At 70.3% G+C, this 19938-nt stretch carries 17 protein-coding genes; 3 read left to right on the forward strand and 14 right to left on the reverse strand.

What is annotated here, in order from left to right; translation table 11 throughout:
- Window positions 1-237: 237 nt before the first annotated feature.
- The 3 genes from WMF28_RS37465 to WMF28_RS37475 form a co-directional block, all read right to left on the reverse strand.
- On the reverse strand, window positions 238-2043 hold the full coding sequence (locus WMF28_RS37465) for an acyl-CoA mutase large subunit family protein (RefSeq protein WP_437598360.1): 1806 nt from the start codon (window positions 2041-2043) through the stop codon (window positions 238-240).
- A gap of 71 nt (window positions 2044-2114) precedes the next feature.
- Complete coding sequence (locus tag WMF28_RS37470; RefSeq protein WP_437598361.1) at window positions 2115-2621, reverse strand: hypothetical protein; 507 nt, start codon at window positions 2619-2621, stop codon at window positions 2115-2117.
- Between the two features lie 89 nt (window positions 2622-2710).
- Entirely contained in the window at window positions 2711-4780 is a 2070-nt protein-coding gene (locus WMF28_RS37475) for an OmpA family protein (protein WP_437598362.1), read from the reverse strand.
- A 404-nt stretch (window positions 4781-5184) separates the two neighbouring features.
- On the opposite strand from WMF28_RS37475, the gene WMF28_RS37480 reads away from it, so the two are divergent.
- Window positions 5185-5982, forward strand: a complete 798-nt coding sequence (locus WMF28_RS37480; protein ID WP_437598363.1) for a DUF4215 domain-containing protein — start codon at window positions 5185-5187, stop codon at window positions 5980-5982.
- Window positions 5983-6007: 25 nt separating this feature from the next.
- Here the strand turns inward: WMF28_RS37480 and WMF28_RS37485 are convergent, their stop codons facing one another.
- The 4 genes from WMF28_RS37485 to WMF28_RS37500 form a co-directional block, all read right to left on the reverse strand.
- Entirely contained in the window at window positions 6008-6265 is a 258-nt protein-coding gene (locus WMF28_RS37485; RefSeq protein ID WP_437575966.1) for a BolA/IbaG family iron-sulfur metabolism protein, read from the reverse strand.
- A 120-nt stretch (window positions 6266-6385) separates the two neighbouring features.
- Window positions 6386-7567, reverse strand: coding sequence for a thiolase family protein (locus WMF28_RS37490; protein WP_437598365.1), 1182 nt, complete (start codon window positions 7565-7567; stop codon window positions 6386-6388).
- A gap of 9 nt (window positions 7568-7576) precedes the next feature.
- Window positions 7577-9949 carry a 3-hydroxyacyl-CoA dehydrogenase/enoyl-CoA hydratase family protein gene (locus WMF28_RS37495; RefSeq protein WP_437598366.1) on the reverse strand — a complete coding sequence of 791 codons (2373 nt, stop codon included), beginning with the start codon at window positions 9947-9949 and terminating at the stop codon, window positions 7577-7579.
- 222 nt (window positions 9950-10171) lie between these two features.
- Entirely contained in the window at window positions 10172-10450 is a 279-nt protein-coding gene (locus WMF28_RS37500) for a hypothetical protein (protein ID WP_437598367.1), read from the reverse strand.
- A gap of 483 nt (window positions 10451-10933) precedes the next feature.
- Here WMF28_RS37500 and WMF28_RS37505 point away from each other — a divergent pair, with 483 nt between their 5' ends.
- The gene (locus tag WMF28_RS37505; protein WP_437598368.1) at window positions 10934-11881 is read left to right on the forward strand and encodes a hypothetical protein; all 948 of its coding nucleotides are present in this window, start codon (window positions 10934-10936) and stop codon (window positions 11879-11881) included.
- Window positions 11882-12080: 199 nt separating this feature from the next.
- Window positions 12081-13145, forward strand: a complete 1065-nt coding sequence (locus WMF28_RS37510) for a hypothetical protein (RefSeq protein ID WP_437598369.1) — start codon at window positions 12081-12083, stop codon at window positions 13143-13145.
- 35 nt (window positions 13146-13180) lie between these two features.
- Here the strand turns inward: WMF28_RS37510 and WMF28_RS37515 are convergent, their stop codons facing one another.
- From WMF28_RS37515 to WMF28_RS37545, 7 genes are all read right to left on the reverse strand, one after another.
- A complete protein-coding gene (locus tag WMF28_RS37515; protein WP_437598370.1) occupies window positions 13181-13654 on the reverse strand; it encodes a hypothetical protein in 474 nt (157 codons plus the stop codon).
- 225 nt (window positions 13655-13879) lie between these two features.
- Complete coding sequence (locus WMF28_RS37520) at window positions 13880-15058, reverse strand: hypothetical protein (RefSeq protein WP_437598371.1); 1179 nt, start codon at window positions 15056-15058, stop codon at window positions 13880-13882.
- Between the two features lie 88 nt (window positions 15059-15146).
- Window positions 15147-16217 carry a hypothetical protein gene (locus WMF28_RS37525; RefSeq protein ID WP_437598372.1) on the reverse strand — a complete coding sequence of 357 codons (1071 nt, stop codon included), beginning with the start codon at window positions 16215-16217 and terminating at the stop codon, window positions 15147-15149.
- Window positions 16218-16247: 30 nt separating this feature from the next.
- Window positions 16248-17303, reverse strand: a complete 1056-nt coding sequence (locus tag WMF28_RS37530) for a hypothetical protein (RefSeq protein ID WP_437598373.1) — start codon at window positions 17301-17303, stop codon at window positions 16248-16250.
- On the reverse strand, window positions 17300-17647 hold the full coding sequence (locus WMF28_RS37535) for a hypothetical protein (RefSeq protein ID WP_437598374.1): 348 nt from the start codon (window positions 17645-17647) through the stop codon (window positions 17300-17302). The genes WMF28_RS37530 and WMF28_RS37535 overlap by 4 nt, the downstream gene beginning before the upstream one ends.
- Window positions 17607-18833 (reverse strand): hypothetical protein, encoded by a 1227-nt coding sequence (locus WMF28_RS37540; protein WP_437598375.1) that lies wholly within the window; start codon window positions 18831-18833, stop codon window positions 17607-17609. The genes WMF28_RS37535 and WMF28_RS37540 overlap by 41 nt, the downstream gene beginning before the upstream one ends.
- 12 nt (window positions 18834-18845) lie before the next feature.
- The gene (locus WMF28_RS37545; RefSeq protein ID WP_437598376.1) at window positions 18846-19916 is read right to left on the reverse strand and encodes a hypothetical protein; all 1071 of its coding nucleotides are present in this window, start codon (window positions 19914-19916) and stop codon (window positions 18846-18848) included.
- Between the last annotated feature and the right edge of the window lie 22 nt (window positions 19917-19938).

A 19938-nucleotide genomic window follows, 5' to 3' on the forward strand; every position in this document is an offset into this window, starting at 1 on the left:
ACGATCCTCTCACTCGACCGACAGCACGCAGCGCCGCAGCGCAGCGACAACAGCAGACCGTACGGCGGCGCCACGGATGAGCCGCGACTGCGGCACCCTGACGCCGGCGCACTCTACCGGCCGAGGTAGAGAAGTGTCAACCTGACGAGGAGCGGGGTTGCATGGGCCACCGTGAGGCCGCGACCTGATCGGATGCGCACGCCGGGGCGGGCGGCGCTCCGGGCCCTTCTCGGGAGCTCAGAATTCCGCCGGGTCGCTGTACGTTCCCATGACGTCGCGCAGCACGTCGCAGATCTCCTGCTCGGTCGCGTACGCGCTGGCCGCCGCGATGATGGGGGGCATGAGGTTATCGCGACCGCGCGCGCTGCTTCGCACCTCGGCCAGCGCGCTTCGCACCTGGTCCTGATCGCGCTGGGCCTTGACCCGGGCCAGGTTCTGGCATTGCACCCGCTGCACCTCCTCGTCGATGCGGAGGAGGGGGATCGTCTTCTCGGCGGCGCCGGCATAGCGGTTGACGCCCACCATGATCCGCTCGTTCGACTCGAGCTCTCGCTGGAACCGGTAGGCCGAGGCGGCGATCTCGCGCTGCGGATATCCCTTCTCGATGGCGGGCACCATCCCGCCCATCTCGTCGATCCGCTGGATGTACGCGAGCGCCTCCTGCTCCAGGCGATCGGTGAGCCACTCGACGTAGTAGCTCCCCCCGAGCGGATCGATGGTGTTCGCGACCCCGCTCTCGTGGGCGATGATCTGCTGCGTCCGGAGGGCGATGGTCACGCTCTCCTCGGTCGGGAGCGCGTAGGTCTCGTCGAGCGAGTTCGTGTGGAGCGACTGGGTGCCGCCGAGCACGGCGGCGAGCGCCTGGAGCGAGACGCGGACGACGTTGTTGTAGGGCTGCTGGGCGGTCAGCGAGACGCCGGCCGTCTGCGCGTGCGTGCGCAGCTTCATGCTCTCGGCCCGCTTCGCCCCGTAGCGCTCCTTGAGGAACCGCGCCCACATGCGGCGCGCGGCGCGGAGCTTCGCGATCTCCTCGAAGAAGTCGTTGTGGACATCGAAGAAGAATGACAGGCGCGGCGCGAACGAGTCGACGTCGAGGCCGCGCTCGACGCAGCTCTCGACGTAGGCGAGCCCGTCCGCGAGCGTGAACGCGAGCTCCTGGGCGGCGGTCGAGCCGGCCTCCCGGATGTGGTATCCGCTGATCGACACCGAGTTCCACCGCGGCACCTCGCGCGCGCAGAACTCGATCATATCGGTCACGATGCGCATCGCCGGGCGCGGCGGCACGAGCCAGGCGTGCTGGGCGATGAACTCCTTCAGGCAATCGTTCTGCACGGTCCCGCCGATCCGCTTGCGCGGGATCCCGCGCTTGTCGGCGAGCGCGATATAGAACGCGAGCAGCACGACGGCGGGGCCGTTGATGGTCATCGACGTCGTCACCTGGTCGAGCGGGATGCCGTCGAAGAGCACCTCCATGTCGCGGAGCGTGTCGACCGCGACACCGCACATCCCCACCTCGCCGAGCGACCGCGGAGAGTCGGAGTCGTAGCCCATGAGCGTCGGGAAATCGAAGGCGGTCGACAGGCCCGTCTGCCCCTCGGCGAGCAGGTATTTGAACCGCGCGTTCGTCTGCTCCGGCGTGCCGAAGCCGGCGAACATCCGCATCGTCCAGAGCCTGCCGCGGTACATCGTCGGCTGGACGCCCCGCGTGAACGGGTACTCCCCGGGCAGCCCGAGGTCGGCCGCGTGGTCGACCGGCGCGTCGGCCGGCGTCGCGAGGTCGGGCACGTCGACGCCGCTCCAGGTGGTGAAGCTCTCGTTGCGCGGCGGGAAGCGCGCCGACGCCTCGGCGACCGGGCCCTCGCGCCACGCGGCCACCGCGCGCCGGAGCGCCGCGAGCCCGTCCTCGTCGAGCCCGAGCCCCTCGCCGCCTCCGCCGTTCGTGGTACGGGGCGCGTCGGCGCGGCTCTCGTCGGCGTGGCCCGGTGACCCGAGCGCGCGATCCGCTTCGGTCTCCGGAGGGGGGGTGGGCTCTCGGTGCGCCATGGCCCGCATTTTAGCGCGGCGCGCGCGGGATGGCGCCGGTGAACGCCGAGATCGCCGGCGCAGGCGGCGCGTCACGGGCAGCGCGCGTGGAACACCTCGGAGGCGACCGGCGTCGCCCCGTCCTCCAGCGAGTCCTCTATCGCGCCCGTGATCCGGATCCCCTCCGCGGCGCAGAGCGCCGCCGCGGCGTCGCCCGGGAGCGTCGCGCCCCCGGCGCTCGTATCCACGGTGAACGCCACGGTGACGTCGCTGTCCGGAGCGACCTCGACCGGCAGCGCCGTTGTGGTCTCGACGGGGAGCGGCGCCACGATCGCCGTCGTTCGATCGGCGCTCACGATCTCGAACGTGCGCACCGCGACGCGGCTGGGCCCGCTGGCCCGCGGGCCCAGGTGGAGCTTCAGCGCGAAGCTCGCCTGAACGCCGGTCCCGAGCGCGCTCGACGAGACGGTCGCCTCGGGCGCGGCGATGGATAGATCGACGAACACGGCGGCGTCGGTGTCGATGCAGCCGCTCGCCAGGGCGGCGAGCGCCGCCGCCGCGAGCGTCGCGGCGGCGGAGAGCGTGGCGCGGGCGTTCATGGGGTCACTCTCCCCCGGGCCGACCTGTCCTGTCCAGATCGGCCGTGCCGCGCGCGGCTGACGCCCGCGCCGCGCGCGGCGCGCTCCGCTCAGGGCGGCGGCGGGACGACGCCCTTGGCCCGGGCCGTGTCGCAGCCGAGCTCCACGTTGGTCGGCCCCTTGTCGGTCCGCACGACCTTGAACTCGACGCGCCGGTTCTTCTCCCAGGCCGCCGCGTTGTGGGCCGGATCGAGCGGGCAGTACTCGCCGTAGCCCATCGATCGCACCGCGTTCTTGTTGACGCCGCGCTGCACGAGCGCCGCGGCGACCGCGTCCGCGCGGGCCTGGGTCAGCTTGAGGTTGTACGCGTCGGCCGAGCGCTCGTCGGCGTGCCCCTGCACCTCGATCAGCGAGAACTCCGGGTGGTGCTTGAGCGTCTCGGCGACCGCCTGCACGATGCCGAACGACTCCGGGAGGATCTCGGCGCTGCCGGTCGCGAACTGGATCTTCTCGAGGATGACGATGTTGTTCTCCTCGATCACGACGCTGCCCTTGTCCGGGCACCCGTCCTCGTCCTCGAGGCCGTTGAACGTCTCGGGCTCGTTCGGGCACTTGTCGACAACGTCCGGGATGCCGTCCCTGTCGTTGTCGGGGTCGGGGCAGCCGTCCTCGTCCTCGAAGTCGTCCTTGTCCTCCGGATCGTTCGGGCACTGGTCGGCCTTGTCCGGGATGCCGTCCTTGTCGTTGTCGGGGTCGGGGCAGCCGTCCTTGTCCTGGAAGCCGTCGCGGTCCTCCGGCTCGTCCGGGCACTTGTCGCGCGAGTCGAGGATGCCGTCGCCGTCGCGATCGCCGTCGCTCCCCTCCGGGCAGCCGTCGTCGTCCTCGTCGCCGTCGCGGTCCTCCGGGTTGTTCGGGCAGCGGTCGTCGACGTCGAGGATGCCGTCCTCGTCGTTGTCCGGATCCGGGCAGCCGTACTTCCCCGGGGGCGAGTCGGCCTTTGTGTCCTGGAAGCCGTCGTAGTCCTCCGGCTCGTCGGGGCAGTCGTCCTGATCGTCCTTGATGCCGTCGCCGTCGCGGTCGCCGATGGACGGCTCGAAGACGAACCCGATGGTCGCGCGCTGCTCCGCGGCCTGGAAGCCGGGCGTGTACCCGACCCCGGCGCCGAGCATGAGGAAGCTGTTCCGCTCGATGAAGAGCTTGATGCCCCCGACCGCCTCGGCCGACAGCTTCTGCTTGCTGCTCTCGCCGCCGCCGACCTGCTGGGTCAGGTACGTCTCGGCCACGAGGTCGAGCGGCGTGAGGACGCGGTAGCTCATCCCGAACCCGCCGGTGAGCAGGTCCGAGTACTTGAAGTCCCCGTGCTTCAGCTGGAAGGTCGTGTTGTCCGAGCGCAGGCCGAACGCGGGGTTCTCCCCTGTATGGCCGCGGTAGCCGACGTTCGCCGCGATCCGGAACGGGTTGGTGATGCCGAACCGCTTCTCCAGCACGAGCTGCGGCCAGAAGAAGAAGCCCGGATCCGAGGCGAAGTCCTCGGTCCCGCCGACGCCGACGCCGATCTGGGCGATCAGGGCGAGCCCGATCACGTCCTGATCGGGGCGGAGCAGGCGCACCTTGGCGTGGACCGCCAGGTTGCCGAGCGACTGGGCGTCGAGCGAGTCGTCGTCGTAGTTCTGGCCGGGGCCCGGGCCGATGTCGTTGATCGGGTCGGCCGCGTTGAGCACCACCGGGGCGGAGAGCCCGACGACAAGGAAGTTCGCGATGCCGTAATCGAACTGGAACGTGCCCTGAAACGCGTGATTCAGCATCACCTTCGTTTCTGTGCCGTTGTCGGTGATCGGCAGGATGTTGCGCCCGTAATCGAGCACGAGCCCCAGGCTGATATCGTTGGCGCCGAGGACGTCGGCTCCGTTGACCGAGAAGAGCCCTTTGGAGTCGACCGCCGGCCGGAACAGGTGCAGGTCCATGCCGTCGCCGTTGGTGCCGCCCGCGCGCGTCTGGGCCGCGGCGTCGCCCGCGGCGGCGGCGGTCATCGCGGCGCCGAGGGCGAGGGAGAGCAGCGCGGCGCCCGGGCGGCGGGCCCGGTCGGTCCGACCGCGGGCGGGCAGCGCGCGCCGGTCGTCGGGCGTGTCGGGGGCGCCCGGGCGCGGTTCGGCGGGGAGCAACGGAGAGCGAGGCGTCATGGCAGGATCCTCGGGCTGGTGAGGTCGCGGTGGGGCAAGCGCACCTGGAGATGGCGCTCGGCGCCACGTACCACCGCGTGAATTCCGGTGTCAAACAGACGGCGCTGCGGGCTTCGGCCGCTGGCGGGCGCGGGGCCCCTCCGGCGCGGGGGCGCCCTCGCCCGCGGCGCTCCGGCGACGGGCGCCGAGCGCCGCCACCCGTCGCCGGAGCGCCTGCGATTTGCCGGGGAAGCCCGCCCTCGCCCGCGCGATCCGTGCGTGGCGGGAGCCGAGCGCGTCAGTGGCGCTAGAATTGTCCTGGCGATTGCAGACGGGTATTCCGTGAGAGGTTGCGGCGACAGGTGCTCGGTGCGGAGTCGGGGGGAGGCCACCGGCGCTCGCGGACCTCGCTGCTGGAGGGACAGATGCTGCTAACGAGGTGGACTGGGTTGGTCGCGGCGCTCGCGGCCGTGGCGCTCCTTTCGTGCGGGGAGGAAGCCCCGAACGACAGCAGCGGTGGGGCCGGCGGGGCCGGGTCGGGCGCAGGCGGGGCCGGGTCGGGCGCAGGCGGGGCCGGGTCGGGCGCAGGCGGGGCCGGGTCGGGCGCAGGCGGGGCCGGGTCGGGCTCCGTGTCGAGCACGACGGCGGCCGGCACCGGCGGGACCACGAGCGCAGGCGGTGGCGGCGGCGATGGCGGTGGTGACGCCGGCGGCGGCGTGTGCGGCGACGGCGCGGTGGCCGGCGCCGAGGGCTGCGACGACGGCAACACCGCGGCGGAGGACGGGTGCGGCGAGGACTGCGCCCTCGAGCCCGGTTACACCTGCTCCGGCGCTCCGAGCATCTGTTCGACGATGTGCGGCGACGGCCTCCTGCGCGGCGCCGAGATCTGCGACGACGGCGACGTCATGAGCGAGGACGGCTGCAGCCCGGTCTGCGTGGTCGAGGCGGGCTACGAGTGTGCCGGCGAGCCGAGCGCTTGCGGCCCGGCCTGCGGTGACGGCCTGCTCATCGGCAACGAGGGGTGCGACGACGGCAACACGGCCGCGGCGGACGGCTGCAGCCCGGATTGCGAGGTCACGTACGGTTACATCTGCAGCGGCGAGCCCAGCACCTGCGTCTCCGTGTGCGGCGACGCCATCCAGACCGCGCGGGAGGAGTGCGACGACGGCAACACGGTGAGCGGCGACGGCTGCAGCAGCACCTGCGAGGAGGAGCGGCGCTAGCGCGCGACCCCCACCAGCCCCCCGCTCAGGGAGTGCGCGTTTTCAGGCTGTCGATCGCGTGGACCGGCGCCTGGTCGCCGGCCATGAGGTGGGAGATCGCGCCGTAGACCAGCCGCTGGCTCTCCAGCATGCTCTTGCCGGCGAACACCGGGGCGGTCACGACGAGGTTGAAGTGCCCTCCGCCGCCGGTCACCTCGGCGGTGGAGCCCTCGATCTTCGCTTCGATGGCTCGCTTCAGGGCTTCGGGGATCGACCCTTCAAAGGTCGTCAGGTGGCTCGGCATGGGCGATCTATAGGCCATCGCCCCGCCGCAGGAAAGCCGGAGCGCGGCGCTCGGGCCGTGAACGGGACGCGCGGGGCGGGCCGTGGACGGGACGCGCGGGGCGGGGTCAGCGCGCCGGGATCAGGCGCTCGCGGTCGCCCTGGCCAGCTCGATCAGGCCGGCCGCCCCCATGCCGCCGCCGATGCACATCGTGACGATGGCGTACCGGCCGCCGCGCCGGCGGAGCTCGTGGAGGGCGGTCGCGGTGAGCTTCGCGCCGGTGCACCCGAGCGGGTGGCCGAGCGCGATCGCGCCGCCGTTCACGTTGAGCTTCTCCTCGGGGATCTCGAGCGTCCGCTGCACGTAGACGGCCTGCGACGCGAACGCCTCGTTGACCTCGAACAGATCGATGTCGGCCATCTTCAGCCCCGTCCTGGCGAGCAGCTTCCGCACCGCGGGCACCGGGCCGATCCCCATGATGGCGGGGTCGACGCCCACGGTCACGAACGCCCGGAAGTACCCGAGCGGCTTCACGCCGAGCGCGTCCGCCTTCGCCTTGCTCATCACGAGCGCGGCGGCGGCGCCGTCCGACAGCGGCGAGCTGTTGCCCGGGGTGACGCTCCCCTTCGCCGCGAAGGCCGGCTTCAGCCCCGCGAGCGCCTCCACCGTGGTCTCCTTGCGGATCAGCTCGTCGGTGCGGAAGTCGAAGGTCACGCGCTTGCCGCTCTCGTAGCGCACGCCCTTCACGGTGACGATTTCGTCCTCGAAGCGCCCGGCCGCGCGCGCCGCCGCCGCCTTCTGGTGGCTCTTCAGCGCGAACGCGTCCTGGTCGGCGCGGCTCACCTGGAACTTGTTCGCCACGTTCTCCGCGGTGATGCCCATCGGCGTGTACACCGTCGGACAGCGCTCCATCGCCTCCGGCGACGCGCTCAGCTTGTTGCCGGTCATCGGGACCATCGTCATCGACTCGACGCCGCCGGCGACGGCGATGTCGAGCGACCCCATCGCGATGCTGCCCGCCGCGTTCGCGATCGCCTGGAGCCCGCTCGAGCAGAAGCGGTTGATGGTGATCGCGGAGGCGTCCTGCGACATCCCGCCGAGGAGCGAGACGACGCGCGCGACGTTGAGCCCCTGCTCGCCCTCCGGCATGGCGCAGCCGAGGACGAGGTCCTCGATGTCCTCCGGCTTCACCTGCGGGACGCGCTTCAGCAGCGCGGCGACGACCTCGCCGGCGAGCTCGTCGGGGCGCTTCTGCGCGAGCGACCCTTTGTGGGCCCGGCCAACGGCCGAGCGGACGGCCTCTGCAATTACGACGTCGACCATGGCGTTCACCTAGTTCCGGAGGGGCTTGTTGTTCATCAGCATGTACTGCATCCGCTCAGCGCTCTTGGGCTCACCGCACAGGCTGACGAACGCCTCGCGCTCGAGCTCGAGGATCTCGTCCTCGGTCACCTCGCGCGCCGCGCCGCCCACGCCGCCGCAGAGCACCTCGGCGAGCTTGCGCGCGATCTTCGCGTCGTGCTCGCTGGCGTGGCCGCCGGCGACGAGCGTGTCGATCATCATCTGCAGCGTCGCGATCCCGCTCTCGCCCGGGAGCTTGTAGGCGCGCGGCACGGGCGCGTGGTACCCGGCCTCGGCGATCCCGACGGCGCGCGCCTTCACCTCGTGGAGCTGGCGCGCCCGGTCGAACGAGACGCCGTCCGTCTTGCGGAAGAAGCCGAGCGCCTTCGCCTCGTCCGCGCTTGTCGCGACCCTGGCGAGGGCGATGTTCTTGAAGACCTGCGTCACGAGGTCGTACGAGTTCACCGGCACGCCCTCCGGGATCCCCTCGAACGCGCGCCAGAGCATGTTGAGCGTCCCTGCGCCGCCCGGGATCAGCCCGACGCCGACCTCCACGAGCCCCGCGTACGTCTCGGCCGCGGCCTGCACCGCGTCGCAGGCGAAGCAGAGCTCGAGCCCGCCGCCCAGGGTCATCCCGTAGGGCGCGGCCACGACCGGGACGCTCGCGTACTTCAGCCGCTGCGTCGCGTCCTGGTACGCCTTCACCATCTTGCGGATCGCGTCCCAGTCCTGGTTGCCCGCGGCCATCGCCACGAGGAACAGGTTGGCGCCGACGCAGAAGTGCTCGCCCTGGTTGAAGACGACGAGCGCGCGGAAGTCCTGCTCGGCCTTCTCGGCGGCGAGCGAGAGCATCCCGATCGAGTCCGGATCGAGGCTGTTCGCCTTGGTCTTGAAGGTGACGCCGAGCACCCCGTCGCCGAGGTCCCACGCCTCGGCGCCGTCGTTGGCGAGCACGGCCTTCACGCCGCGGCGCGCGCCGGCGAGCGTGACGTTCCGCGGATCGATCGGGCGGGCGACGTACTCTCCCTTGAGCAGATCGAACACCGCCCCGTCGGCGCGGTAGAACGAGGTCGCGCCGCTCTGCTTCATGCGGACGATCGACTCGGGCAGCTGGATGCCGTCCTTCTGCATGCGCTCGACGGTCTCGGCGAAGCCGAGCGCGTCCCAGGTCTGGAACGGCCCGAGCTCCCAGTTGTACCCCCAGCGCATGGCGTCATCGATGGACACGATGCTGTCGGCGATCTCGCCCACGCGCCGCGCCGTGTACGCGAGCGAGCGGGAGAGCACCTTCCACGCGAACTGCCCTGCCTTGCCGGGGTCGCTGGCGAGCTTCTTCACGCGCGCGGCGGGGTCCTCGATCTTCTCGCACGACCGCGTCGCCTTCTTGATCGCCTCGTCGCCGCCGTGCGGGCGGTACTGGAGCTTCGCCGGGTCGAGCGTCTCGAGCCCTTCCTTGGTCTTGCGGTAGAAGCCGCCCTTGGTCTTGTCGCCGAGGAGCTTCGCCTCGATCATGCTGCGGATGTAGGCGGGCACCTTGAAGACGTCGCGGTCCTCGTCGCGATCGAGCGCCGTGTAACAGTTCTCGGCGACGTGGGCGAAGGTGTCGAGCCCGACGATATCGCCTGTCCTGAAGCTCGCGCTCTTCGGGTGCGCCATGGCGACGCCGGTGATGGCGTCGACGTCTTCTGGCGCGAGGCCCTCCTCGAGCATGAGGTGGATGGCGGTGAGCATCGCGTGGGTGCCGATGCGATTGCCGACGAAGTTCGGGGTGTCCTTGCCGAAGACGATGCCCTTGCCGAGCACGTCCTCGCCGAGCTTCCGCACGCGGGCGACGACGGCCGGGTCGGTGTCGGGTCCGGTGACGAGCTCGAGGAGCTTCATGTACCGGACCGGGTTGAAGAAGTGCATGACGAGGAATCGCTTGCGGAAGTCCGCGGAGCGCCCCTGCATCATCTCCTCGATGCGCAGCCCGGAGGTGTTCGACGCCGCGATCGCGTCCGGCCGCATGACCTGCTCCAGGCGGGCGAAGAGGGCGCGCTTCGGCTCCATCTTCTCGATGATCGCCTCGATAACGAGGTCGCATTGGGCGAGCTCGGCGAAGTGATCTTCCGTGTTGCCGGTGCGCACGAGGCGGGCGTGGGACGGGTGGAAGAAGGCGGCGGGCTTGGCCTTGAGGGCCTTCTCGAGCCCGCCTGCGGCGAACCGGCTCCTGGCGGCCGGGTCCTTCCGTTCGGCGTCGCTGAGGTTCGGGGGCACGATATCGAGGAGCAGGACCTCGATGCCGGCGTTCGCGAAGTGGGCGGCGATGCCGCTGCCCATGACGCCCGCGCCGATGACGCCCGCGCGGCGGATTGGTTTCGTCATGCAGATCCTCCGAGATGAATGGGGCGCAAACCATTGGCGCAAAGGGCGCCGAGCGCAAGCGTATCCGGGGAGGACGGCCGCCGGGGTGAGCTGGAGAGGATGTGTGCTGACGATTGTCCAGACCGTCCGTCTGTGGTGCGCTGTGGTGCGAGCGACCTCAGGCGTTGCCTCTGGCGTTGCCTCTGGAGTTACCAGACGAGCTGGAGCGCTGTGATTTCGCGCTCAGTGCCAGGCCTGGGCGGACTGCACCGGTTGTCCTGTGCGGTCGTGCTCGGCCAGGAGGCGCTTCGACATCTCGACGCACTGGGTGCAGGAGGCGAAGCGCGACCGGTGCAGGCACTGGATCCATGTCGCTGTCCCTTGCACCCCGAACTCCACCGCATCGAGGTGTTTGCCGCAGGCGACGCAGTGGATGTGTTGATGCCCGTGCTGCTGCGCCGCCGGGCGCGCCGGCGCGAGCGCCTTCCGCTCGCGCTTGGTCAGTCGCTTTTCTCGCTTCATGATCTCCTCGGGGACGGGGGTGACCGCACGGATCGTGCTGGCGCGGCTCACGCTATCATGCGTCGCGCGGCGCGGGCGCCGGCGGGCTGCGCGGGGGGCGCGGCGATGCGCGCGGGGGCACAGCGACGCCGCGGAGAGGGGTGGGGCCAGGCGGCGACGTCGCGCGCGGGCGTGCGGCTTGACTTCCTGCCGCGCGGGCGTGCACGGCTTGACACCCTTCAATTGCTGTGCATACGAGGCTTGCGCGGAGCGCCTCTCCGTGCCGCCGTTGCTTTCGCGAGGACGCTCGGTCTGTTCATGGAGGCTGCCGGCGCGCGGTTCGAGCTGGCCTTGGCGCGCGCCAGAGCCCGGGCTCCGGGCGGGGAGGTCACACCTGTGCACGGGAACGTTCGTCTTGGCATTCGGCTGGGGCTCGGGTTTGCGCTCTTCACGCTCGCGCCGGGGGCAGTCGCCGAGCGTCCTTCCGAGACGAGCGCCCGTCTCATGGCGCAGGCGCACGCCGCGGTCGACGAGGGACGGCTCGCCGACGCGCGCGACCTGTGGATGGCGGTGTGGAAGGTCGAGCGCTCCCAGGTGGCCGCCTGCAACCTCGGAGCGCTGTCGTTCCGGCTCGGCGAGGCGCCGGCCGCGGTGCGCTGGCTGTCCTTGTGCAAGGAGATCATGCGCAAGCCCAGGACCCCCGGCGAGCGCGAGCTCTACGAGTCGCGGCTCGCCGATCTCGCCCGCGCGCGCCAGCTCGTCGGCGAGCTCCGCGTCGTCGCGCCCGCGGGGGCGGCGGTCACGATCGACGGCGAGCCCGTCGAGCTCGAGGACGGCGAGCCCGTCCCGGTCCTGCCTGGGCGCCACGTCGTGCGGGCGTCGTTGAACGGCAGGGCAGCGGTGGCGGAGATCGACGTCCCGCGCGGCGGGACGCGCGAGGTGACGCTCACGTTCGCCGCGCCTTCCGGGGAGCCCGGCGCCGCGGGCGGGACTGGCGCCGCGGGCGGGACTGGCGCCGCGGGCGGGACTGGCGCTGCGCCTGACGCCGCGGCCGAGCCTGGCGCCGCGGTGGGGGCGGGCGGCCCGCGGCCGAGCCCCTTGCCTCCCCGACCCGGACCGCGGCCGGACGTGATCGTCGGCGGCGTGGGGCTATCCGTCACGCTCGCCGCGCTCGGGGGCGTGATGATGATGGCCGCGGAGAAGAAGGAAGCGGCAGGCCGAGCGGCGGCCCGCGCCGCGGGCCCGAGCGGATGTTTCCGGGTGACCTGGCCGATGTGCCGCGACTCCGCCTCGGCCTACGGCGACATGCGCGCCTTCCGGACCGTCGGCGTCGCCGCGTTCGTCGCGGGGGGCGCTGCCCTGGGCGCCACGCTCACCTACGCCCTGGTTCCGCGCGGGCAAGCCGAGCTCACGGTGTCGGCCGAGGGCATCGCGGTGACGGGCGTCTTCTGATCGCGGCCCGCGGCCGGCCCTGCCGTGACGGCGCGCCCGCGGTGCCGCGGTGCCGCGGCGGCGCTGGCGAAAACTTGCGTGACGAACGCGCGCCCGGCGCGGCATAGTCGGGAGGTCGAACAACCTGGCCAACGACACCTCGGCGGATTGGGGCCGCCGGGGTGTCCGCGACTCAGCCTCGTGCCGGAGGACTGGACGCATGACGACGCGTTTCACGCATTACATTACCGCATCATTTTTTCTCAGCAGCTCGACACTTTTCTTCGCCTGCGGTGGGCCTTACCAGGGAGCGACCTGCGAGGTCACGGACGACTGCCAGTCGGAGCACCAGAACGTGCCGGGCACGATCTGCGTCGATGGGCTGTGCGAGTGCTGGGAGCCTGGCAAGGTCGTCTGCTGCGCGCGCGGCGAGAAGGAGCCTGGGTGCATTCTCGAGTGTCGCTCGTGCGACGAGTGCGGGGAGGGCAGGCCGGCGGAGTGCTCGGGGGAGCCCGAGCCGTCAGGGGGTTGCGAGAGCGACGCGGCGTGCCCGGGTCCGCCGGATGCGCGGTGCGGCGCGGGGCGGTGCGTGGACGGCGCGTGCGAGGTCGAGATCACGGTGGGACCGCTGGCCTCGCAGATCCGCGGCGACTGCAAGCAGGACGAGTGTACGAAGGACGGCCGTGTGGTCAGCGTGGCGGCGTACGACGTCTACAATGATGGGAACGAGTGCACGAACGACCTCTGCGATTACGACACGCCGATCAATGCGCAGCTCACCGGCGTGCTCTGCCCCCTCTCGGGGGCGGGGCGCTGTCATGAGGCGCAGTGTGTCGAGTGCATTGATAGCGATCCGACGATGCCGTGCCCGAACGGTCTGGTGTGCGACGGCACGCTGTGCGTGCGAAACCACTGTGTGAACAATCGGCACGATCCGGGCAGCGGGGAGACCGATTACAACTGCGGGGGCCCGTGCAAGCCGTGCCCGATGGGATTCGATTGCGCGACGGGGGACGACTGCCTCGAAGGCGTGTGCGACGCTGGCATTTGCAGGGCGCCCACGTGCACCGACGGCGTGAAGAACGGCGCCGAGACGGGCGTCGACTGCGGCGCGCCGTGCCCGCGCTGCGCTCCGGACGGCGGCTGCACGACCGGCGCGGACTGCACGAGCGGCGTCTGCTGGGCCGGCGCCTGCGCGGCGCCAACGTGCACCGACGGCGTGAAGAACGGCGGCGAGCGCGGCGTCGATTGCGGTGGGGAGTGCGGCGCGGAGTGCCCGGGCTGAGCGCCGGGCGTGGTAGGTAGTAGAGCTCGCGGCGTTTACTTCCAGAACTCCCACCATCGCCTGACGGCTGCCGCGATGCGGGCCGCCTCCGCGAAGATGACGGAGGGGACGCGCTCGACGTCTCGGTCCTTCTCGAAGACGAGCTGCTCCTTGTCGAGGCGGTACAGCTGGAACACGTTGTACGACTCCCCCGACGCGAGCTCGACCACGACTTGAATCGCGTCGACGTCCTCCAAAGCGCCGCGGGGCCGGACCCGCACGTCCCGATAGACGGCGGCCGCTCGGATCTGATCTGCTGCTGCCTTCTGCCGTAGCGCGGTGATGAGCAGGTTCGATCCATCGGTGCCGCCCTGCGCCGCGATCCCGATATCGTACATCCCGTTGGGCTGGACGGCGATGAATCCGGGAAGGAACGATCCCTGCTGCAGAAGCGCATGCCTTGCCAGATCGAGCGACCGCTCGACGAGCCGCTGGACCTCGAACCGCTTCGCGTGAGGATCTTTGCTCATGGATCGCGTCCCCTGTTTCCGGTGACGGGCCCACCTGCCTGCGAGGCACAACGGGACGGCGGGCGAGACAGGCAGACCGTTACATCGTCATCGGAGGCACGGCAAGAAGAGGGCGTCGGCCCGGAGCGGATACGCCGCGGATTCTTGACGAGTGCGTGCACCGAACGGAAGCAAAAACAAAGAAAGCGCGGAATGAGATTCGGGACAACAGGACCATGACGCCGTTCACGACATAATATCGAGCAAGAAGAGGGCATCCGCCCAGAGCGGCCAGAGCGTGCGGAAGGGGTGGGTGGCCAGCAGGATGCCACCGCTCGGAAGGCGCCGCACGTAGTAGGGCGAATGGCGCTCGATGAACCGGACGTGTCTTCCCGTGGCGACATCCACTTCGTAGGAGGGCTCGCCCTCCCTGGGCTCCTCGATGATCTCCTGGACGAGTTCGCGCGCGCGAGGCTCGACGGAGCGCCATGCTTCGTCCGGCACGGCCGAGGCTTCGAGCGCGCCGACCAGCGTGGCCGGCGGCATGGAGAGCGCCGCGAGCACCTGTTCGCGCGTGAGATCCTCGTCGCCTACGAGGCGGACACGTGGGACGCGCCGAATGGCGTCGGGGCGGGTCGGGCGCTCGGCCCGCGATCGGGACGCATCGCGGTCGAGGCCCCAGTGCTCGGCGACGCGCTCGACGGCGCTCGCGACGCCGACGCGCGCCCCTCTTGGAGCGGCTTCGACGCGCGCATGCAGCGCGTCCAGGGACAAGCCCGCGGCGCGCTCCACGATATCGCCGTCGTGGATGTGCACCCACGACAGGGCGAGATCCCGCGCGACCGTTGCGGCGTCGGCGTGGTACGTCGCGCACGCCTCGACGGGCGCGGGCCAGCTGAAGACGGCCGAGCACGAGCCGGTCGTCACGCGGGGACGCGCGTCCGGCGCGCACAGGCCGAGCAGGATATCCTCCATGTCCTGCTCGAACTGCATCGAGATCATCGCCGCCTCGGCCTCCACGGAGCGCACACCGTTGCCGATGGCGATCTCGAGGCAATACGGGTAAAGCCCCTTCCACTCATAGGTGTGTACGCGCAGAGGGCCGGTGGCCCACCGGCGTTCGTGTGCTTCACCATAGCACACCAGGCTCAGGCCATACCTGGCCAGCCACCTCCACTTCGTACCGAAATTCACACGTATCTCCGAGCGTGACTTGAAGGCGGGACGTGTCACCGCGATGACCTCGTCGCGGGAGATCTCGCTGCGCCACAGGTGTTCGGAGGATCCAGGCGTGGAGAGGCTGACATCGCAAAGTCCCCCCGGGTAGACGAGCGCCGAGAGGGCCGCCGCGAAGGCGTCGAACCGGTCCGCCTCGTCACACCACGCATAGAAATTGGGTCCCCGTTCACTCCGCGCTTGATTCATGGGTCGACGACCTCGATGACGCCTGGCTCACTGCCAGGGCTCCGACCACTGCTCTTCACGCGCCGCGAGGCGGCGCATCGCGTCTCTGTCATGACGCGATACCGAGCGTGAAGAGAGCATCGGCCCAGAGCGGCCAGAGCGTGCGGTACGGGTGCGTGGCCAGCACCACGCCGCCGCTCGGCAGACGCCGGACGTAGAACCGGGCGTGGTGGACCAGGAACTCGAAGTGATCGAGGGTGATCTCGACCTGCGAGAGGGGCGAGCCGTTGCCCGTCTCCGTGCCCTGCTCGTCGCGCCCCCTGAATGGGAGCGTCCGCTCGTAGATCTCGCGCGCGCGCGGTTCTGCCGCGCGCCACGCGCCATCGGGCTTCTCCGCCGCTGCTTCGAGCGCCTCGAGCAAGGCGGAAGGCGGAGTTTCCAGCGCCTTGAGGACGGCTGCACGGGAGAGCGAGCTCGAGTGCCCGCTGCTATGTCTCAGCGCAACGCACGCCCCAGGCGGCGCGGCTTCCACCCGCGCGCGGAGCGCTTCCACCGACAGCCCCGCGGTGCGCGACACCCTGTCCTTGTCATGGAGGCAGATCCACGAGAGGGCGAGATCGCGCGCGATGTCGCGGGCGTCCGCGTTGTACGTCGCGCACAGGGCGACCGGCGCGAGCCAGGTCCGCGCCGTCGTGCAGCCGCCGGTCGGGACGCGCCCGCTCGCGTCCGGCGCGCAGAGGCGGAGCAGGACGTCCTCGATGTCTTCCAGCGCCATGTGCCACGCGAGCACGGCCTCGGCCTGCACGGAGCGCGGGCCCCTCCCCAGGGCGAGGTCCATGTGCATGGGGGCAAAGGCCTCGATCCGGCGGCCGTGCATGTGGATGGGGCCCATCGGCTTGAGACGCTCGCTCCTGTCGGTGAAGCAGCGAAGGATGCAATGGACGAAGTGTTCGTGACTCAACGATGCGACGAAATAGGTTTCCGCGTCGGTGCGCCCGAAGTGGGCGCGGAGCATCGCGACCACCTCGTCCACGGAGGTCGTGTTGCATTCCGTGTCGCGGTCCATGATCGCGCGCATACTGTACTGTGGCTCCTTGATGAGGGCCGACAGCGCCGCGCCGAACGCATCGACCCTCTGTGCCTCGTCACACCAGGCGAAGAAAAACGGCCCTTCTCTCATCGCTCGATCATCCTCATGAGGTAGCCTGCGTCAGGACAGGAGGCCGAGCACGAACAGCGCGTCGGCCCAGAGCGGCCAGAGCGTGCGGTACGGGTGCGTGGCCAGCACCACGCCGCCGCTCGGCAGGCGGCGCACGTGGAAGGGGGCGTGCTCTTCCAGGAAGCGCGTGTGCTCGCGCGTCGTGATGTCTACCCAAAAGGCGGGTGGGACCTCCCCCGCGGCTTCGTCGTCGAGCTGGCGGCGTAGCTCGAGGAGCTCGCGCGCCTGGGGCTCGGCCGCGCGCCACGCCTCGTCGGGCACCGCCGCGGCCTCGAGCGCTTCGAGCAGCGTGGCCGGCGGCGTCGCGAGCGCCTTGAGCACGGTCTCGCGCGAGAGCGAGCCCGTGAGCTCGCTCGTGCCTTTCATGGGCACGCGCGCGCCGCGCGGCGCGGCGTCGACACGCGCGCGGAGCGCCTCCAGCGACGTGCCTGCGATGCGCGAGACGCTCTCCTTGTCGTGGAGGCTCACCCACGAGAGGGCCAGGTCGCGCGCGAGCTCCGCGGCGTTCGCGTTGTAGGTCGCGCACATCTCGACCGGGGCGATCCAGTCCTCCTTGTCCGTGCACGCGCCGGTCGGCACGCGCCCGCTTGTGTCCGGCGCGCAAAGGCGGAGCAGGAGGTCCTCGATGTCGCCTTGGACCATATGGTAGGCCACCGCCGCCTCGGCCTCCACGGAGCGGGGGCCCCTGCCCACGGGGACCTCGGACGGAAAGAAATCCCGTTTTTCGCACATTCGTAATTTGAGAGGGCCGCTGGAGGAGCGACGCTCGGATTCGTCGGTGTAACACGACAGTCCGACACAGATGACGCGCTCGGAATCGCTCAGCATCACGCCAGAGAGGACGTGAGCGTTGTTCGTTCCTTCGAAGTGGGCGCGGATCATCGCGAGCACTTCGTCCACGGAGGGTGTCTCGCATCCTTCCTCGGAACTCATCATCAGGCTGACAAGATCCCCCGGGATGACGATGACCGACAGTGCCGCGGCGAATGCCTCGATCCGTTCCGCCTCATCACACCCGGCGAAAAAGCAAGGCCCTGTCTTGCTCATAGCCGGATCACCATGATGGGCTTGTTGAAGTCTATCAGGGTCACGGTCTTGCCCGTCTTCAAGTTGAACAGGTAGCCGTCCCGAACCGTGAAGTTCGGGTCGTCAAACTTCGCCCCCTGCTCCATGATGAGCTCAACCCGATCCACATCTCCGTCCAGCCCCTTGTCCTTCAGCGCCTTCATTGCGTTTGATAGCTGATGACGCACATCATCAACATAGATCTTTCCACCTTTTGCCTCGCTTATGATCAGCTTGTGCCCGCTGGATATCGACACGAAGTCAGGCGCCATCGCTTCCTTGGATTTAGGACGCGAGGTCTTCGGAATGCCGACCACGTCGCGCACGGCGTCGTCGCCGACCCCGACGAGCGATCGGCCATCGTCCACCAGGAACTTCGCCGCCTTCTTCTCGAAAATGTCCACCTTCTTGCGCTTCGTGACCGCCCCGCGGAGGTTCGTACCCCCTGACGCGGTTCGTTTTCACGATCTTGGCGAACACCTCCTCGATCTCGGCGATCTCCCCGGCCACCCGGATCGCGGCCGGTCGCAGCCCGCTGCTGGTCTTGACCGCGCGCCACATCGGCCCGACCGCCCCGAGCCCGAAGCCCAGCCCCGAGAAGATCCGCTCCTCGTCGCTCAGCTCCTGCCCCGACGGCTGGCACCACGCCTTCCCGGTGACCGCCTCGCACAGGTCGAGCGCCGGCCCCACCACCGGCACGAACCCCACCCCGATGCGCGTCGTCGCATGCACGAGCGTCTGCATCACCTCCGCGTACGCCTCGAAGCCCTCGCCCACCGTCGACATCGCCCCCGCGAACGCGCTGATCGTCTGGTAGAGCTGCGTCTGCTCCAGATCGAGCCCGTCGCCCGTCCACTGGTTCAGGCTGTCTTTCATCTGGTCGGCCAGCGCGTCGAACCGTGGCTTGAGCACCGTGTCCACCTGCGCCCGCAGGTCCGCCGGCACCGGCGAGTCCTCGAACCAGTCCGACGCATCCATGAACCGCCGCACGAACCCGGTGATCCGGTTCTGCGCCTTCAGGAACGCGTTCGTCTCCGCCAGCGACACCCCCATCCGGTCGCGCAGCGCGATCTCCAGCGCCGCGCTGTTCGCCCGCCACGCCCTCACGTTCGCCACGAAGTCCGCCCGAAGGACCACCACCCGGCCGCTCACGTCCGCCTCCAGCGCCGCGATCACCGCGTCCGCGTACGCCGCGTACGGGTCCCTCCCCTCGTCGAACGCTCCCTCCACCTCCGCGATGTCCGGCACCTCGACCCACGGCACCTCGCTCTCCCCGAGCGCGTACGCGCCCGGGTCGTCCGGGTTCCACCCCTCGGTGTTGATCGATGAGGATGGCTCCGAAAGAGCGGAGAACGGCTGAGAGAGAGTGGATGCCCACCCCCGGTCCGTGCTCGGCGCTTCGCGCCTGCGCGCGGCCCGCCCCTCCCTAATCGCGCGCTCCGCGCGCTCAGGGAGGGGTGCGCCGTCCAGCGCGTGCGCGCCCGGGTGCGACGCCCGGAGAACAGAGAGCATGCGCGGCCTCTGTCATGACATCAGGCCGAGCGCGAAGAGCGCGTCGGCCCAGAGCGGCCAGAGCGTGCGGTACGGGTGGGTTGCCAGCACCACGCCGCCGCTCGGCAGGCGCCGGACGTAGAACCGGGCGTGGTGGACCAGGAACTCGAAGTGATCGAGGGTGATCTCGACCTGCGAGAGGGGCGAGCCGTTGCCCGTCTCCGTGCCCTGCTCGTCGCGCCCCCTGAATGGGAGCGTCCGCTCGTAGATCTCGCGCGCGCGCGGCTCTGCGGCGCGCCACGCGCCGTCGGGCGCCTCCGCCGCCGCTTCGAGCGCCTCGAGCAGGGCGGAGGGCGGAGTTTCCAGCGCCTTAAGAACGGCTTCACGGGAGAGCGAGCTCGAGTGCCCGCTGCTATGTCTCAGCGCGGCGCACGCCCCAGGCGGCGCGGCTTCCACCTGCGCGCGGAGCGCTTCCAGCGGCAGGCCCGCGGTGCGCGACACCCTCTCCTTGTCGTGGAGGCAGATCCACGAAAGGGCGAGATCGCGCGCGATGTCGCGGGCGTCCGCGTTGTACGTCGCGCACAGGGCGACCGGGGCGAGCCAGGTCCGCGCCGTCGTGCAGCCGCCGGTCGGGACGCGCCCGCTCGCGTCCGGCGCGCAGAGGCGGAGCAGGACATCCTCGATGTCTTCCAGCGCCATGTGCCACGCGAGCACGGCCTCGGCCTGCACGGAGCGCGGGCCCCTCCCCAGGGCGAGGTCCATGTGCATGGGGGCAAAGGCCTCGATCCGGCGGCCGTGCATGTGGATGGGGCCCATCGGCTTGAGACGTTCGCTCCTGTCGGTGAAGCAGCGAAGGATGCAATGGACGAAGTGGTCATAGCTCAACGATGCGACGAAGTAGGCTTCGGCGTCCGTGCGTCCGAACTGGGTGCGGAGCATCGCGACCACCTCGTCCACGGAGGTGGTGTTGCATTCGGTGTCGCGGTCCATGATCGCGCGGATACTGTACTGGGGCTCCTTGATGAGGGCCGAGAGCGCGGCGCCGAACGCATCGACCCTCTGTGCCTCGTCACACCAGGCGAAGAAAAACGGCCCTTCTCTCATCGCTCGATCATCCTCATGAGGT

It is taken from the genome of Sorangium sp. So ce590, assembly GCF_051521365.1.
Taxonomy (GTDB): Bacteria; Myxococcota_A; Polyangia; order Polyangiales; family Polyangiaceae; genus Sorangium.